Raw genomic sequence first — 13,622 nt, forward strand, 5'->3', positions numbered from 1 at the left:
CCCGCTGGACCGACCTGTCGCCAAGGTCATGTTAGACAGTGCGGCTTGGGCGACGGGCGGCGTTCTGGTGTCGCTGCTGCTGCTGCGCTGGTTGGAAGGGCTGGGCGAGGGCGGTGCCGACGACAGCCATTGGGGGATGGGCCTGCTGTCGGCCATTTGGCTGCTGTTGGCATTCGCGCAGGTGCAGCGGTTTGCGCTGGGCGGGCGATTGAACTGGGTGCGGGTCGCATTGGGCGTGTTTTTCGCCGCGCATGGCCTGTTGTGGCTGGCGCTGGCTGCGACAGTGGCCAACCCTGTTTTGCGTTTTGGCGCAGATCCTGTTCTGGGACCTCCGATCGTGAACACGCTTGCCATTGCCTATTTGCTGCCGGCCCTTGTCATCGGTCTGTTCGCGTGGCGAATCCCCACGATGCCGGCCCAGTTGCGGCTGGTCTGCCAGGGGGTGTCCATCGCGCTGGGTGCCTTGTGGCTGGGCCTGACCATCCGGCATTTCTGGCAGGGTGCGGCAGGAATGTATGAAGGCAACGGCGTGTCCCAGCCCGAGCTTTATACCTACACGCTCGCGCTGCTGGTGATCGGCGCGGCGCTGTTCTATCAGTCGTTGGCCCGCGGTTCGAACCTGATGCGCAAGGCCGGGCTGGCGGTGATCGGGCTGGCGGTGGCCAAGGTGTTCCTGATCGACATCTCAGGCCTGGGCGGCCTGATTCGGGTGTTTTCGTTGCTGGCTTTGGGGCTGGCGCTGGCGGGTTTGGCTTGGCTGAACCGCTGGGCCAAGCTGCGCCATTCGCCGCAGGGGCCGGAAGCTCTGGACCAATAGGCACAACCGGCCTATAAGCCCGGCCATGCAAGACGTTCTGGCCATTATCATTCGAATTATTTCCCCGGCGCTCTGAGTTTCCGAGACGCCGGGCAAAGGTGCTTGAGTTCATCGCACCGACCGCTTCGATCCAAACACGCCAAGATCATCCAAGGGACGCCTCTCCATGTGCGCCGACACGACCCAGACACCCGACTATAAAGACACGCTGAACCTGCCCCGAACCGAATTCCCCATGCGCGCCGGCCTGCCCAAGCGCGAGCCCGCATGGCTGGACCGATGGGAGAAGATCGGCGTCTATGACCGACTGCGCGAAAAGCCGGGGCGCAAGCCGTTCATCCTGCATGACGGCCCGCCATATGCCAACGGGCACCTGCATATCGGCCACGCGCTCAACAAGACGATCAAGGACATGATCGTGCGGTCGCATCAGATGATGGGCTTCGACGCGCGCTATGTGCCCGGCTGGGACTGCCACGGCCTGCCGATCGAATGGAAGATCGAGGAACAGTACCGCAAGAAGGGCAAGAACAAGGACGAGGTTCCGGTCATCGACTTCCGCCAGGAATGCCGCAAGTTCGCCGAAGGCTGGATCGATATACAGCGCGAAGAGTTCAAGCGCCTGGGCATCACCGGCAACTGGGCCGATCCCTACGTCACCATGGACTATCACGCCGAGGCGGTGATCGCGGACGAGTTCATGAAGTTCCTGATGAACGGTACGCTGTATCAAGGCTCGAAACCGGTGATGTGGTCGCCGATCGAGAAGACCGCTCTGGCCGAGGCCGAGGTCGAGTATCACGACAAGGAAAGCTTCACCATCTGGGTGAAGTTCAAGGTGGTGAACACCGGCGACACCACGCTGGACAACGCCTATGTTGTGATCTGGACCACGACGCCCTGGACCATGCCGTCGAACAAGGCCGTGGTCTATGGCAAGGACATCTCGTACGGGCTGTACGAAGTGACCGGCCGCCCCGAGGAATGCTGGGCTCGGATCGGTGACCGGTACCTGCTGGCCGACAACTTGGCCGCCGACGTGTTCGCGCGCGCGCGACTGGACGACACCATGTACCGACGCCTGTGTGACGTCACGCAGGACGATCTGGCCAAGATCCAGCTGCAGCACCCGCTGGCAGGGGCCGAAGGGTCCAACGGCGAATGGGACGACATCCGCGATTTTCGCGCGGCCGATTTCGTGACCGATACGGAAGGCACCGGCTTCGTCCATTGCGCGCCCTCGCACGGGATGGAGGAATTCGAGCTGTACCGCGATCTGGGCATGCTCGAGCAGGTCATCACCTACAACGTGATGGACGATGGCAGCTTCCGCGCTGACATGCCGTTCTTCGGTGGCAAGTACATCCTGTCGCGCAAGGGCGGCGAGGGCGACGCGAACAAGGCCGTGATCGACAAGCTGGCCGAGGTCGGCGGGCTGCTGGCGCGTGGCAAGATCAAGCACAGCTATCCGCATTCGTGGCGGTCCAAGGCGCCGATCATCTATCGCAACACACCGCAATGGTTCGTGTCCGTGGACCGCAAGCTGGACGACGGCATGAACCAGATGGGCGACACCATCCGCGAACGCGCCCTGCGCTCGATCGACGAACTGGTGAAATGGACGCCGCCGTCGGGCCGCAACCGCCTGTATTCGATGATCGAGGCACGCCCCGACTGGGTTCTGTCGCGCCAGCGTGCCTGGGGCGTGCCGCTCACGTGTTTCACCAAGAAAGGCGCTCTGCCCACCGACCCGGATTATCTGCTGCGCAACGCGGAAGTGAATGCCCGCATCAAGGCCGCGTTCGAAGAACACGGTGCCGATGTCTGGTACACCGACGGGTTCAAACAGCAGGTGCTGGACGGCATCGTCAACCCTGACGATTATGACCAAGTGTTCGACGTTCTGGACGTGTGGTTCGACTCGGGCTCGACCCACGCATTCGTTCTGCGCGATCGCGAGGATGGTGCGCCCGAGGGCATCGCCGATGTCTACATGGAGGGCACCGACCAGCACCGCGGATGGTTCCACTCTTCGATGTTGCAGGCCTGTGGCACGATCGGCCGCGCGCCGTATCGCAACGTGGTCACGCACGGGTTCACGCTGGACGAGAAGGGCAACAAGATGTCCAAATCGCTCGGCAATACCATCGTGCCGGAGGAGGTCATCAAGCAATATGGTGCCGACATCCTGCGCCTGTGGGTGGCCCAGACCGACTATACCGCCGATCAGCGGATTGGGCCGGAAATCCTGAAAGGGGTCGCCGACAGCTATCGCCGTCTGCGCAACACGATGCGTTTTATGCTGGGTTCGCTGGCCGATTTCACCGAGGCCGACCGGATCGACCCGGCCGAGATGCCGCGTCTGGAACGTTGGGTGCTCAGCCGCCTCGCCGAATTGGACGAGCAGGTCCGCAAGGGCTATGCCGCGTTCGACTTCCAGGGCGTGTTCAGCGCGGTGTTCAACTTTGCCACGGTCGACCTGTCGGCCTTCTATTTCGACGTGCGCAAGGATGCGCTGTATTGCGATGGGGACACCCCGCGCCGCAGGGCCGCGCGCACGGTGCTGGATATCCTGTTCCACCGTCTGACCACCTGGCTGGCACCGATCCTGCCGTTTACGATGGAAGAGGTCTGGCTGGAGCGGTTCCCGGGCGAGGACAGCTCGGTGCATCTGGTCGACTTCCCCGACACGCCTGCCGATTGGCGCGACCCCGCGCTTGAGGAGAACATGGCCAAGATCCGCCGTGTACGTCGTGCGGTGACCGCCGCGCTGGAAGTGCAGCGCCGCGACAAGGTCATCGGCTCCAGCCTCGAAGCCGCGCCGGTCGTGCATGTCGAGGATGCCGAAACCCGTGACCTGCTAGCCACTTTCGACGTGGATGACTTGTGCATCACCTCGGGCCTGACTGTCACCGCCGACCCGGCCCCGGCCGAGGCCTTCCGCCTGCCCGAGGTCGAAGGCGTCGGCGTCGTGTTCGAAAACGCCGAAGGGGCCAAGTGCCAGCGTTGCTGGAAGATCCTGCCGGATGTGGGGCGCCACGCGCATCCCGGTGTCTGCGGTCGCTGCGACACCGCCCTGAGCTGAACGTAAACCCCGAAAGCCCCCCGCCATAGCGCGGGGGCTTTTTTTGCGACTTGCGGGCGGCGTGCTGATCTGAAACCCTGCAGCCATGCCGATGATTGCGGTTCAAACCCAGTTCGGATGCCTCGGGATCGAGGAAGAAGGCGGCGCCATCACTCGGCTGGTCTGGGGCGGCCAAACGGAGGGCGATACGACTCCGCTGCTTGCCGAAGCCGCCTCGCAGGTGATGGCCTACGCCGAAGGCAGCCTGCGCCGCTTCGACCTGCCGCTGCACGTCAACGGATCAAAGTTTCAGCGTGCGGTCTGCGCGGTGATGTCTGCAATTCCCTTCGGTGACACCCGCACCTATGGCGACATTGCGCGCGAACTGGGGCACCCCGCACAGGCCGTGGGACAAGCCTGCGGAGCCAATCCGATTCCGGTGATCATTCCCTGCCACCGGGTGTTGGCTGCGAACGGGCTGGGCGGGTTTTCCGGCCAGGGCGGAATCGAGAGCAAGGTGGCCTTGTTGCGCCACGAAGGCGCCGCGAGCCTGCTGATCTGATCACCGGAATCCAGTTGCAATCCCCCGCAAAGCGTCCCAACCTGAGATGGAATTCGACAGCGAAGGACCGCATTGCATGACCGCTCAGACAGACCCGGCTGCCCGCAAGAAAGCCATCATCGACCGCCTGATGGCCCTGGAAGCCCAGGAGCTTGAAGTCGCGCAGGCCCATCACGAGGCCTTTTTGAAAGAGTCGCAGCTGGACGATCGCGAGGTGCATGACAAGGACGACATCGCCGCCTCGCGCGAGAGCGCCGATCTGGCGGCGGCTTTCGACGGGCCGGTGCATGCACATCATGCCAAGATCGACGTGATCGAAAACACCGATTTTGGTCCGAAACAGACGGTCGAGCCGGGCGCGGTGGTCAAGCTGAATGACCGGCATTTCGTCGTCTGCGTCTCGACCACGCGATTCGACGTTGACGGGGACACCTATATGGGGATTTCACCCCAAAGCCCGATTTACCTTGCGATGGCCGGTTTGCAGAAGGGCGACGTGTTCACCCACAACGGAACCGAATTCGAGATCCAGGAAATCCTGTGAGCTTCGGCCTCGCCCTGCGCGGCGGGGTCATCCGGTCCTTTGCGGGATCAGTTGCTGGGCAATACCAGCAAACACCAGATACAGGCTGGTGACGACAAGGCCCCAGTGCGCCCAGCTTTGCGGGTGGAAATCGACCCAGGCGGCCCATCCGGCGAAAAACGTCCAGGCGAAGGCCATGGGCAGGGAAATGTTGCGCCAGCGTTCCGTACGCACGGGGTGGATGAATTTCAGCGGCAGGAACATCGCCACGGCCAGCAGCGCCACAAGGATCAGGCTGAACCAGAAATCGGGTTTCAGCGCGAAGATCACCACCACGACCATGTTCCAGCAACCCGGGAAGCCGGAAAAGGAATTGTCCTTGGTTTTCATCCGCGTGTCGGCGAAATACATCGCGCTAGCGAAGGTGATGACGATAATTGCGAACCAGCCGGTCCAACCGTCCATCAGGCCGGATTTGAACAGCGCATAGGCCGGAATGAACACGTAGGTCAGATAATCGATGATCAGGTCCAGCAGCACCCCGTCGAACTCGGGCGCGTTTTTCTTGACGTGGTAGTGCCGCGCCAGGGGTCCGTCGATTCCGTCGACAATGAAAGACACCACCAGCCAAAGGAACATCAGGCTCCATTTTTCCTCGACCGCTGCCAGCATGGCCAGCATGGCAAAAACGGCACCAGTCGCGGTGAACAAATGGACGGCTAAGGCTTTGAATCTGAGTGTCATGGCCCGTGTCATGTACGATGCGCGCCCGAGATGCAAAGCAAAATCCCACCCCTAAGGGTCTATGCAGGCGGTCGCGGCGATTCCGTTGCGTTCAGGCCTTGGGGTGGGTGCGGTTGTAGACCTCCATCAGCCGCGCGGTATCGACGGCGGTATAAGCCTGCGTTGTGGACAGAGACGCGTGTCCCAGCAGTTCCTGAATGGCTCGGAGGTCGCCACCGGCCGACAGAAGGTGCGTGGCAAAGCTGTGGCGCATGGCATGGGGCGTGGCCGTTGCCGGCAGGCCCAACTGCATGCGCGCCTTTGCCATGACGCCTTGGATCGCCCGTGGGTTCAGCGCCTTGCCACGCACACCGCGGAACAGTGGGGCGGTTGCACTTTGCGGGTGCGGGCACAACTCCAGGTACCGGTCCACCGCCTGCCGTGCGGCGGGAATGACCGGAACGATTCGCTCCTTGTCGCCCTTGCCGACGATTCTGAGCGTCTCGGGCAGGGGCGCGTCGGCGCCGGTCAGCGAGAGCGCCTCGGAAATGCGTAGTCCGCAGCCATAGAGCAGGGTCACCACGGCCACGTCGCGGGCGGCGACCCAATCCGAACTGGATTGCAACTCGACCGCCTCGATCACGGCGCGGGCGGCGTCTTCGGCTAGGGGGCGCGGCAGCTTTTTGGTGAATTTCGGCGCGCGGGTGGACAGGACGGCGGTGGGCTCGAACCCCTCGCGCTCGGCCAGCCAGCGGTAGAAGCTTTTGACGGCCGACAGCTTGCGCGCCAGGGACCGAGCGCCGACGCCGGTGTCGCGCTGTTGCGCCATCCAGGCCCGCATGTCCGAAACGCTGATCCGTTCCAGCGCGGCCAACCCCTGACGTTCGCTGTGATGCAGGGTCATGAAGGCCAGGAAATCGGTGACATCCCGACGATAGGCGTTGGTGGTGTTTTCCGACCGGCCCGCAAGCGCCGAGAGACTCTCCAGCCACACTTGTAGCGCATCGCGGCAGGCCGGAGAGATCAGGCTCATGACAGCCAGTGGCGCATCGACCGTTCGAACACGCCGGCGAAAAACGCCAGCAGATCGGTGCCCAACTGCGGAGAGAAATGCCGCGGGTCGCGCGCGCCCATCACGATCATGCCCGGCAGGCGGCCCGTGCCCAGGTCCAGCAGCATGCAGGCTTCGGATTGAAGTTCGCCGGCCTGATCACCGTGCACCAATCGGTTGGGTTGGTGAATCTCGCGCAGCACGACGTCGCGGGCCGGGCCGCCGCGGTCGTGGCTCAGGTAGCGGTCGATGAAGCCGGGTTCGGCCACCGTTAGAATACCGTCCAGCCTGGCGATTCCCGGATCGTGTTGCGCGGCCGTAGTTTCCAGAACAAGAGTGATCCGGTCGACCCGCAGGATGTCGGCGACGTCGGTGCCCAGTGTGCGCAGGAAATCCTCGAACTCCGCCGGTTCGAGAAGACGCAGGATGGCGCGGTGCACCTGGTTGGTGCCGGCCAGGTTCTCGTAGGCGGCGGCGATGACCGAGCGGTGCGTGTCCTCCAGACGATCCAGCCGCGCCTCGAGCCGCTGCATGGCGATTCCACGCAGGTCGATGATGTTGTCTCCGCGGGCGCGTTCGTTCGCGGCGACCAGCGCCTGCATCAGGTCCTTGTCGTCCAGCACCGCATCCGGTTTTGCCAGAATCGCTGCGCGGAGGTTGTCCTCGAGTTTGGGGTTGCTGCTCATATCCTGTCCGGTCTTTTTTGTTGGGTGCGTTATAGCACGGGTGCCCGGAAATACCTTGGGAAAAATGCACGTTTAGGTGGATTAGGTGCCGAGTGTGGGGACTTGGCTCCCGCCTGCACGGGCCTGATCGCTGATCAGGCCCGTGCAGTTGGGCCAGGCGCGGCCCCTGGCGGGGCCGCGCGGTGGTGCTTGGGATTAGCGGTTCACAGGATTTTCTGGCCGGTCTTGGCCCAATCCGACAGGAAGGCCTCGAGCCCCTTGTCGGTCAGCGGGTGGTCAGCCAGCTTCTTGATCACGGCGGGCGGGGCGGTGATCACGTCGGCGCCGATGCGGGCGCTGTCGGCCACATGGTTCACGCTGCGGATCGAGGCGGCTAGGATTTCGGTTTCGAACCCGTAATTGTCATAGACCTGACGGATGTCGGCGATCAGGTCCATGCCGTCGAGGTTGATGTCGTCCAGACGTCCGATGAAGGGCGAAATGAAGGTCGCGCCCGCCTTGGCCGCCAGAATCGCTTGGTTGACCGAGAAACACAGGGTAACGTTAACCATCTGGCCCTCGTCGCTGAGCGTCTTGCAGGTTTTCAAACCGGCCCAGGTCAGCGGCACCTTGACGGCGATGTTCGGTGCGATCTGCGCCAGCTTGCGGCCTTCGGCGATCATGTCCTCGGCCTCGGTGGCGACGACTTCGGCGGAAACCGGGCCATCGACCAGGTCGCAGATTTCCTTGGTCACTTCCAGAATGTCGCGACCCGATTTCAGGATCAGCGAGGGGTTGGTGGTGACGCCGTCCACCATGCCCAGGTCGTTCAACTCGGCGATGGCGTCGATTTCGGCTGTGTCTACGAAGAATTTCATCGGGGCAGTCCTTTGATGGGTTGGCCTTGCTCGCGGATGCCTTTACCTCAAAGAGACCCGTGCTGAAACCCCTGCTGAAGAAAGGCGCGCATTGAGCGACCCGGTGCATTTCGACCAAGGTGAGCTGGTGGCGGTTGTGACGACCCAGCCTCTGGACCGGACGTTGGATTACAAGGCGCCCGAGGGGGGGTGTTTCCTGGGCGCCTTCGTCGAGGTGCCGCTGGGTCCGCGCAAGGTGTTGGGCGTGGTCTGGGGGGCCGGGCGCGGTGATTTCGATCGCAGCAAGATCCGCTCGGTCATCAGGGTGCTGGACGTGGCGCCCATGCGCCAAGAGATGCGCCTGTTCCTGCAGCGTGCGGCCGACTACACGCTGACGCCGATGCCGGCCATGCTGCGGCTGGCCACCCGCGCGCCCGGGCTGGGCGACCCGCTGTCGATGCGCAAGGTCTATCGGCTGGGCAGCGGCACACCCGACCGCATGACCGACGCCCGCGCCCGGGTGCTGGAGGTGCTGCGTGATTATGGCGGCCTGGCCTTTACTCTGAAAGAACTGGCCGAGATGGCCGGGGTCACTTCGTCGGTCGTCAAAGGGTTGGTCAAGCAGGGCGCCGTGCGTGAGGAGGACAGCCCCCGCGACCTGCCTTATCCGACGCTGGATCCGGACCGGCCCGGCAAGGCTCTGACCCCCGATCAGACCGCTGCCGCCGACACGTTGCGGGCGGCACTGCGCAGCGGAACTTATGGCACCACGCTGCTGAAGGGCGTGACCGGGTCGGGCAAGACCGAGGTCTACCTTGAAGCGGTGGCCGAAGCGCTGCGCATGGGCCGGCAGGCGCTGGTGCTGCTGCCAGAAATCGCGCTGACCGCCGAGTTTCTGACGCGGGTCGAGGAGCGGTTCGGCGCGCGCCCGGCCGAATGGCATTCCGGTGCCACGATGACTGAACGCCGCCGTGTCTGGCGCATGGTCGGGCAGGGCGATGCGCAGATGGTGGTGGGCGCGCGGTCGGCGCTGTTTCTGCCGTTCCGCGATCTGGGCCTGATCGTGGTGGATGAGGAACACGACACCTCTTACAAGCAGGAAGACGGGGTGCATTACAATGCGCGCGACATGGCGGTTCTGCGGGCGGCGATCTGCGGGTCGCGCGTGATCTTGGCCAGCGCGACACCGTCGCTGGAAAGCTGGGCCAATGCCGAGGCCGGCAAGTATGACCGACTGGACCTGACCTCGCGCTTTGGGGCGGCGGTGCTGCCGGACATGAAGACCATCGACATGCGCGCCGAGAAGATGCAGCCGGGCACCTGGATTTCCCCCAGCCTGCGCCAGGCGGTGCAGGCGCGCATCGAGAAGCGCGAACAGTCGCTGCTGTTCATCAACCGCCGGGGATATGCGCCGGTGACGTTGTGCCGGGCCTGCGGCGAACAGATCGCCTGCGACCACTGCGATGCGCGCATGGTCGAACACCGGTTCCTCAAACGTCTGATGTGCCACCAGTGCGGTGAGACCAAGCCCATGCCCGAGGCCTGCCCCGCCTGCGGGGTCGAGGGCAAGCTGGCCCCGGTCGGCCCCGGCATCGAACGTCTGGCCGAAGAGGCCGAGGCGACCTTTCCCGACGCCCGCATCGCCATGCTCAGTTCCGACCTGTTCGGCTCGGCCCGGGCGCTGAAGTCCAAGATCGAAGAGATCGCCGAGGGTGACGCAGATATCGTCATCGGCACGCAACTGGTGGCCAAGGGGCACAATTTCCCGAACCTGACGCTGGTCGGGGTGATCGACTCGGATCTGGGCCTGCACGGGTCCGACCTGCGCGCGGCCGAGCGGACCTTTCAACTGATGCGGCAGGTGGCGGGCCGGGCCGGGCGGGCCGACAAGCCGGGGACGGCGCTGCTGCAGACTTTTCAGCCCGAACACCCGGTGATCCGCGCGATTCTGTCGGGGGACGAGGAAGGGTTCTGGCGGGCCGAGGCCGCCGGGCGTCAGGCGGCCGGGGTGCCGCCCTATGGCCGGATGGCGGGAATCGTGCTGTCCGGCCCCGAGGTTGGGCCCGTCTTTGACATCGGCAACGCATTGGCGCGCAATGACGCGCCGCTGCGGCAGATCGGGGCACAGGTATTTGGGCCGGCCCCGGCGCCGATTGCCCGCATCCGTGGGCGGCACCGGGTGCGGCTGCTGATCAAGGCGCCCAAGGGGGCGCCGATCCAGGACGCCATCGCCCGCTGGATCGCACCGGTGCGCCTGAAGGGCGACATCCGCCTGACCGTCGATATCGACCCGCAGAGCTTCTACTGACCCTGCATCAGCGCAGACCCGATGTGCACGGGGGATTTCCTCTCGCCAGCCGGGCGGATTGGGCGTAGAGAACTCTCATGCTGAAACCGATGCCCCTGTCCCAGGCCCAGAGCCTGCCGTTCTGGCGCCGCCCCGTCACTTTGCTGTTCGTGATGGCGCTGACCATGCCAATTGCGTTCAATGCATGGAGCGCACTGCTGAACAACTTTGTGATCGAAGTCGCGGATTTCGACGGGGCAGACATCGGCCTGCTGCACACGGTGCGCGAAATCCCGGGCTTTCTGGCCGTTGGCGTGATCGCGGTGATCCTTTTCGTGCGCGAACAGGTGCTGGCCATGATTTCGCTGATGCTGCTGGGTGTGGCCACGGCGGTGACGGCCTGGTTTCCCAGCCTCGGCGGGCTGCTGTTTGTGACCCTGTTCAGCTCGATCGGGTTTCACTACTACGAAACGGTGAACCAGTCGCTTCAGCTGCAATGGCTGCCCAAGGACCGCGCCCCGCAGGTGCTGGGGTGGCTGGTGGCGATGGGATCGGCCGCGACGCTTGTGGTCTATGGGCTGATCGTGCTGACCTGGGATCGGTTCGATCTGTCCTACAACACGGTCTTTATGGCGGCTGGTGGTTTGACCGCGGTGCTGGCGCTGTTCTGCCTGATCGCCTATCCGCAATTCGATGCGCCGACACCGCAGACCAAGAAAATCGTGCTGCGCCGCCGCTACTGGCTGTACTATGCGCTGCAGTTCATGGCGGGCGCGCGGCGGCAGATCTTCGTCGTGTTCGCGGGGTTCATGATGGTCGAACGCTTTGGCTTCGAAGTGCATCACCTGACCAGCCTGTACCTCATCAACCTGATCATCAACATGGCCGCCGCCCCTCTGCTGGGCAAGGCCGTTGCGGTGTTTGGCGAGCGGCGCACGCTGATCTTCGAATATCTGGGCCTTGCCATCGTGTTTGCGGCCTATGGCGGCATCTACTGGTTTGGATGGGGCGTGCTGCTGGCGGCCATTCTCTACGTCATCGACCACGTGCTGTTCGCGCTGGCTTTGGCACTCAAGACCTATTTCCAAAAAATCGCCGACCCGGCCGATATTGCACCCACCGCGGCGGTGGCCTTTACCATCAACCACATCGCGGCGGTGTTTCTGCCGGCGCTGCTGGGGTTGTTGTGGGTCGTGTCGCCCGGGGCGGTGTTCGGTCTGGCGGCGGGCATGGCGCTGATCTCTTTGGCGCTGTCGCTGCTGATCCCGCGCCATCCCGAGCCGGGGAACGAGACCGTCTTTTCGAAATACGCCCCCGCACCGGCCGAATGACACCCGGGACGCTTGACCTCGACGGCTGACGGCCCTAGGCGCAAAGGCGGTTTCTGCAGGAGGTTCCCATGCCTACATTCACCGCCTTGACTACCCTGAAAGGCAAAGCCGCGGCCGAAAGCCTCGGCGAAGCGATGGAGCGTCTGGATCCCGAACCCACCGGCGTGGGCGTTTTTGAGGTCGAGGACGGCTCGGGCCTCTGGGAGGTCGGCGGCTATTTCACCGAAACCCCGGACGAGGCTGCACTGGCCCTGCTGGCGGCGGCTTTCGAAGCCAAGCCGTTCGTGGTGTCGGAACTGCCGGAAACCGACTGGGTCGCCCATGTCCGGCGCGAGCTGGCCCCGGTCGAGGCCGGGCGGTTTTTCGTCTATGGCAGCCACGATGCCGACAAGCTGCCCGAGGGACGCATCCCGCTGCTGATCGAGGCGGCGATGGCCTTCGGCACCGGGCACCACGGAACGACGCTGGGATGTCTGAAGGCGCTGGACAAGCTGATTGAGAATGGGTTCGAGGCCAGCAAGGTCGCCGACATCGGCTGCGGTACGGCGGTTTTGGCGATGGCGGCGGCGCGGGTCTGGTCGGGCGAGATTCTGGCCAGCGACATCGACGAGGTTGCCGTAGAAGTGGCCGAGGCCAACTTGAAGGCCAACGGCATGGCCGGGGCCGTCCGTTGTGTCGAGGCCGCCGGATTTGACCATCCCGACCTCCAAGCGGCGGCGCCTTACGATCTGATTTTTGCCAACATTCTGAAGGGTCCGCTGGTAGCCCTTGCGCCGGAAATCGCGCAGAATCTGCGCGGAGGCGGACATGCGATCCTGTCGGGAATCCTCAACGAGCAGGCCGACGAAGTGGAATCGGTTTATACACGAAACGGGTTCAATACGATGGATCGATCAATGATTGGTGAATGGACGACGCTAGTCTTAACCAAACAGGGCGCAAATTAGACCATTTGCAGGAGTTTTGTGGATTTTTGCCACGGTTTTGACGCATTCTCCTTCTACCGTCATCCAATGAATTTGGGGGGCGGTTTTTGGAGGCTGCCATGACAGGAAAACAACTTGAATTCGATCAGCGCGTTCATCGGCTGACAAAGAAACACAACAAGATGAGCCGCGGCTATCGCGCGACCATGCGCAAAGATGGTTTGGTCGTCATGAAACCCCAACGGGTGCGCTCGGCCGTTCCGCTGAAGGTTCTTGTCATGTGTCTGGTCGGGGTGTTTGCATTCAAGGCTTTCCTGTTGTCCAGCCTGGGACCGTCCGGGTACCAAACCCGGCTCGACGTGCTGAACGGCGGGACAGCGATCGAACAGGCCGGTGCATGGGTCATGCAGATCGATCCGGTGACACAATTCATGTCCGATCAATTCAAGGCGATCATCTACAAGCTGTCTTGAACGCAAACACCGCGCACCTTCCGGTCCGCGGTGTTCGTTTTTTGCCCCCGCCTCTGAACCGATGGCTGGAGTGAGCAAGTGAGTGGTGGTGGCTGTCGTTCAGCGGCGGCCTTCGGCGACTGCGTCGATGTCGCCCCGGCACAGGCCGATGTCTTCCAATTCACGATCGCTCAGGCCGTTCAGCGCCTTGCGGGTGATGCGGGCATCATTCCATTCGATAACGGCGTTCACGATCGAGGCCAGAAAAGCGCCGATACGGCCTGCAAAGCCGATCGAGCCAATTGCGGCGCGGGTGGGTTCCAGTGCAGCCATATCCTGCTTCCTTCTGGTTGGTGCTTCATTC

The 13,622-nt window shown here is 63.5% G+C and carries 13 protein-coding genes; 8 read left to right on the forward strand and 5 right to left on the reverse strand.

Annotated elements, in window-relative coordinates; genetic code table 11:
* The 4 genes from AC2FMN_RS11830 to AC2FMN_RS11845 form a co-directional block, all read left to right on the forward strand.
* On the forward strand, window positions 1–817 hold an 817-nt coding region (locus AC2FMN_RS11830; RefSeq protein ID WP_496688367.1), incomplete at its 5' end, for a DUF2339 domain-containing protein.
* 166 nt (window positions 818–983) lie between these two features.
* Window positions 984–3,902 (forward strand): isoleucine--tRNA ligase, encoded by a 2,919-nt coding sequence (gene ileS, locus AC2FMN_RS11835; RefSeq protein ID WP_496688369.1) that lies wholly within the window; start codon window positions 984–986, stop codon window positions 3,900–3,902.
* 85 nt (window positions 3,903–3,987) lie between these two features.
* On the forward strand, window positions 3,988–4,443 hold the full coding sequence (locus AC2FMN_RS11840) for a methylated-DNA--[protein]-cysteine S-methyltransferase (RefSeq protein WP_496681329.1): 456 nt from the start codon (window positions 3,988–3,990) through the stop codon (window positions 4,441–4,443).
* Between the two features lie 76 nt (window positions 4,444–4,519).
* Window positions 4,520–4,987, forward strand: a complete 468-nt coding sequence (locus AC2FMN_RS11845; RefSeq protein ID WP_496681332.1) for a hypothetical protein — start codon at window positions 4,520–4,522, stop codon at window positions 4,985–4,987.
* A gap of 27 nt (window positions 4,988–5,014) precedes the next feature.
* Here the strand turns inward: AC2FMN_RS11845 and AC2FMN_RS11850 are convergent, their stop codons facing one another.
* The 4 genes from AC2FMN_RS11850 to fsa form a co-directional block, all read right to left on the reverse strand.
* A complete protein-coding gene (locus AC2FMN_RS11850) occupies window positions 5,015–5,710 on the reverse strand; it encodes a CDP-alcohol phosphatidyltransferase family protein (RefSeq protein ID WP_496688370.1) in 696 nt (231 codons plus the stop codon).
* Window positions 5,711–5,801: 91 nt separating this feature from the next.
* On the reverse strand, window positions 5,802–6,722 hold the full coding sequence (locus AC2FMN_RS11855; protein WP_496688372.1) for a tyrosine recombinase XerC: 921 nt from the start codon (window positions 6,720–6,722) through the stop codon (window positions 5,802–5,804).
* Window positions 6,719–7,426, reverse strand: coding sequence for a DUF484 family protein (locus AC2FMN_RS11860; RefSeq protein WP_496681337.1), 708 nt, complete (start codon window positions 7,424–7,426; stop codon window positions 6,719–6,721). The genes AC2FMN_RS11855 and AC2FMN_RS11860 overlap by 4 nt, the downstream gene beginning before the upstream one ends.
* 203 nt (window positions 7,427–7,629) lie before the next feature.
* Window positions 7,630–8,283, reverse strand: a complete 654-nt coding sequence (gene fsa, locus AC2FMN_RS11865) for a fructose-6-phosphate aldolase (RefSeq protein WP_005977921.1) — start codon at window positions 8,281–8,283, stop codon at window positions 7,630–7,632.
* A gap of 91 nt (window positions 8,284–8,374) precedes the next feature.
* On the opposite strand from fsa, the gene AC2FMN_RS11870 reads away from it, so the two are divergent.
* The 4 genes from AC2FMN_RS11870 to AC2FMN_RS11885 all read left to right on the forward strand — a co-directional run bounded on the left by AC2FMN_RS11870 (window position 8,375) and on the right by AC2FMN_RS11885 (window position 13,279).
* Complete coding sequence (locus AC2FMN_RS11870) at window positions 8,375–10,570, forward strand: primosomal protein N' (protein ID WP_496688374.1); 2,196 nt, start codon at window positions 8,375–8,377, stop codon at window positions 10,568–10,570.
* Between the two features lie 77 nt (window positions 10,571–10,647).
* Window positions 10,648–11,880, forward strand: a complete 1,233-nt coding sequence (locus AC2FMN_RS11875) for an MFS transporter (protein ID WP_496688376.1) — start codon at window positions 10,648–10,650, stop codon at window positions 11,878–11,880.
* Between the two features lie 68 nt (window positions 11,881–11,948).
* Window positions 11,949–12,827 carry a 50S ribosomal protein L11 methyltransferase gene (locus tag AC2FMN_RS11880; protein WP_496688378.1) on the forward strand — a complete coding sequence of 293 codons (879 nt, stop codon included), beginning with the start codon at window positions 11,949–11,951 and terminating at the stop codon, window positions 12,825–12,827.
* Window positions 12,828–12,925: 98 nt separating this feature from the next.
* Window positions 12,926–13,279, forward strand: coding sequence for a hypothetical protein (locus AC2FMN_RS11885; protein WP_490362348.1), 354 nt, complete (start codon window positions 12,926–12,928; stop codon window positions 13,277–13,279).
* Between the two features lie 99 nt (window positions 13,280–13,378).
* Here the strand turns inward: AC2FMN_RS11885 and AC2FMN_RS11890 are convergent, their stop codons facing one another.
* A complete protein-coding gene (locus tag AC2FMN_RS11890; protein ID WP_496681344.1) occupies window positions 13,379–13,591 on the reverse strand; it encodes a DUF1127 domain-containing protein in 213 nt (70 codons plus the stop codon).
* Window positions 13,592–13,622 lie beyond the last annotated feature (31 nt).

The sequence above is a fragment of the Ruegeria sp. BHSC037 genome (assembly GCF_059613045.1).

Excerpts from the sequence above, each read along its gene's own strand:
- AC2FMN_RS11855 (WP_496688372.1), bottom strand. The coding sequence starts at position 6,722 with ATGAGCCTGATCTCTCCGGCCTGCCGCGATGCGCTACAAGTGTGGCTG.
- AC2FMN_RS11880 (WP_496688378.1), top strand. The coding sequence starts at position 11,949 with ATGCCTACATTCACCGCCTTGACTACCCTGAAAGGCAAAGCCGCGGCC.
- AC2FMN_RS11875 (WP_496688376.1), top strand. The coding sequence starts at position 10,648 with ATGCTGAAACCGATGCCCCTGTCCCAGGCCCAGAGCCTGCCGTTCTGG.
- AC2FMN_RS11840 (WP_496681329.1), top strand. The coding sequence starts at position 3,988 with ATGCCGATGATTGCGGTTCAAACCCAGTTCGGATGCCTCGGGATCGAG.
- ileS (WP_496688369.1), top strand. The coding sequence starts at position 984 with ATGTGCGCCGACACGACCCAGACACCCGACTATAAAGACACGCTGAAC.
- fsa (WP_005977921.1), bottom strand. The coding sequence starts at position 8,283 with ATGAAATTCTTCGTAGACACAGCCGAAATCGACGCCATCGCCGAGTTG.
- AC2FMN_RS11860 (WP_496681337.1), bottom strand. The coding sequence starts at position 7,426 with ATGAGCAGCAACCCCAAACTCGAGGACAACCTCCGCGCAGCGATTCTG.
- AC2FMN_RS11890 (WP_496681344.1), bottom strand. The coding sequence starts at position 13,591 with ATGGCTGCACTGGAACCCACCCGCGCCGCAATTGGCTCGATCGGCTTT.
- AC2FMN_RS11845 (WP_496681332.1), top strand. The coding sequence starts at position 4,520 with ATGACCGCTCAGACAGACCCGGCTGCCCGCAAGAAAGCCATCATCGAC.
- AC2FMN_RS11850 (WP_496688370.1), bottom strand. The coding sequence starts at position 5,710 with ATGACACTCAGATTCAAAGCCTTAGCCGTCCATTTGTTCACCGCGACT.
- AC2FMN_RS11885 (WP_490362348.1), top strand. The coding sequence starts at position 12,926 with ATGACAGGAAAACAACTTGAATTCGATCAGCGCGTTCATCGGCTGACA.